Raw genomic sequence first — 2,472 nt, forward strand, 5'->3', positions numbered from 1 at the left:
TGTTGATTTCCACTGAGAGCTGACCCGGCGCAGCCAGATATTTCCATTGAGAATTGACCCATGTTTCAACCGTCCCTCGCATGCTTTCAGCGGGGGCTCTGGAGTGATCGACATGGCATTACTGAGCGTAATCCGACGCTGGCATTTTCGAGAGCATCTATCGATCCGGGAGATTTGCCGCAGGACCGGCCTGTCCCGGAATACCATCCGCAAATACCTGCGTGCCGGCGGCGTGGAGCCGAAGTTCAACGTTCCGGAGCGACCGAGCAAGCTTGACCAGTTTGCGGATCGATTGTCAGCTTGGTTGAAGACGGAATCCAAGAAGGGCCGCAAACAGAAGCGGACGATGAAACAATTACATGCTGACCTGGTCAGCCTCGGCTACGAGGGCTCCTACAATCGCGTGGCGGCATTTGCTCGGGAATGGCGTGATGATCGGCAGAGGGAATTGCAGACGACAGGCCGCGGCACGTTTGTGCCCTTGGCGTTCGAGCCTGGTGAAGCCTTCCAGTTCGACTGGTCGGAAGACTGGGCGATCATCGGCAATGAACGCACCAAGCTGCAGGTGGCGCATACGAAGCTGAGCTACTCCAGGGCTTTCATCGTCCGAGCCTATCTCCTGCAGACGCATGAGATGCTGTTCGATGCCCATAATCACGCGTTCCGCGTCTTCGGCGGCATTCCTGGCCGCGGCATCTACGACAATATGAAGACTGCAATCGACAAGGTCGGCCGTGGCAAGGAGCGCGACGTCAACGTCCGCTTCATGGCAATGGCCAGCCACTACGTGTTCGAGCCCGAGTTCTGCAATCCGGCCTCCGGCTGGGAGAAAGGACAGGTCGAGAAGAACGTTCAGGATGCGCGTCATCGCTTCTTCCAACCGGTCCCGCGCTTTCCATCACTGGAAGCCCTGAATGACTGGCTTGAGCAGCGTTGCAAGGAGTTCTGGGCACAGACCCCGCATGGTCAGATGCGTGGCACCATCGCCGACATCTGGGCAGAGGAAACACCAGCTTTGATGCCCGTTTCCAGGCCGTTCGACGGGTTTGTCGAATACACGAAGCGGGTCACGCCAACCTGCCTCGTGCATCTGGAGCGCAACCGCTACAGCGTTCCGGCATCCTTTGCCAATCGACCGGTGAGCCTTCGAGTCTACCCGGATCGTGTCGTCGTCGCGGCAGAAGGTCAGATCGTTTGCGAGCACCGTCGCGTCATCGATCGTTCCCATGATCGACCGGGGCAGACCATCTATGACTGGCGGCATTATCTGGCGGTGGTGCAGCGAAAGCCCGGCGCTCTTCGCAACGGCGCACCGTTCGCCGAGCTTCCAGACGCATTCCGGACCTTGCAACAATATCTGCTCAAGAAGCCAGGTGGCGACCGCGAGATGGTCGATATCCTGGCACTTGTTCTCCAGCACGACGAACAGGCAGTGCTCTCGGCCGTCGACATGGCGCTGAAGTCCGGCGTTCCGACCAAGACGCATGTGTTGAACCTGCTGCATCGCCTGGTCGACGGCAAATCCTTCACGCCGCCGACCCTCGACGCACCTCAGGCACTGACGCTCACCAATGAGCCCAAGGCCAATGTCGAACGATACGATACCTTGAGAAAGACGGAGGTTCGCCATGCGTCATAATCCGGCAAGCGGCGCGATCGTCATCATGCTACGGCAACTGAAGATGCACGGCATGGCCCACGCCGTCGGTGATCTGACCGAGCAGGGATCGCCGGCGTTTGAGGCTGCCATTCCGATCCTGTCCCAGCTTCTCAAGGCGGAGACTGCGGAACGAGAGGTCCGATCGACCGCATATCAGCTCAAAACCGCACGCTTCCCGGCTTACCGTGATCTGAACGGCTTCGACTTCGCCAGCAGCGAGATCAACGAGGCGCTCGTGCAACAGCTTCATCGCTGCGACTTCCTCGACGACGCCAACAACATCGTTCTGGTCGGCGGTCCCGGCACGGGCAAGACACACATTGCCACCGCGATCGGTGTCCAGGCCATCGAGCATCACCATAAACGGGTCCGGTTCTTCTCAACGGTCGAACTGGTCAACGCTCTCGAGCAAGAGAAGGCGCAGGGTCGGTCTGGGCAGATCGCTAATCGACTCGTCCATTCCGATCTCGTCATTCTCGACGAGCTGGGATACCTGCCGTTCAGCGCCTCAGGCGGTGCATTGCTCTTCCATCTGCTGAGCAAACTCTACGAGCGCACCAGCGTCATCATCACCACCAACCTGAGCTTCAGTGAATGGGCCAGCGTGTTCGGCGACGCCAAGATGACGACCGCGCTGCTCGACCGGCTTACCCACCACTGCCACATCCTGGAAACCGGAAACGACAGCTTCCGCTTCAAGAACAGCTCGGCGCATGAGCCCAAAACAACGAAGGAGAAACGAAGGAACTTGACCACCACGACCAACACAAACGATACCTAAAGGCGGGTCACTTCTCGGTGGAAACGCCGGG

At 58.9% G+C, this 2,472-nt stretch carries 2 protein-coding genes; both read left to right on the top strand.

Annotated elements, in window-relative coordinates; genetic code table 11:
- The first annotated feature begins 112 nt into the window (after positions 1–112).
- Positions 113–1,639, top strand: coding sequence for an IS21 family transposase (istA, locus tag ELH03_RS37155; protein ID WP_130713392.1), 1,527 nt, complete (start codon positions 113–115; stop codon positions 1,637–1,639).
- The gene (gene istB, locus ELH03_RS37160) at positions 1,629–2,441 is read left to right on the top strand and encodes an IS21-like element helper ATPase IstB (RefSeq protein ID WP_130660431.1); all 813 of its coding nucleotides are present in this window, start codon (positions 1,629–1,631) and stop codon (positions 2,439–2,441) included. The genes istA and istB overlap by 11 nt, the downstream gene beginning before the upstream one ends.
- Positions 2,442–2,472 lie beyond the last annotated feature (31 nt).

Origin of the sequence: Rhizobium beringeri (genome assembly GCF_004306515.1) — a bacterium.
In the GTDB taxonomy this organism is placed as follows: Bacteria; Pseudomonadota; Alphaproteobacteria; order Rhizobiales; family Rhizobiaceae; genus Rhizobium; species Rhizobium beringeri.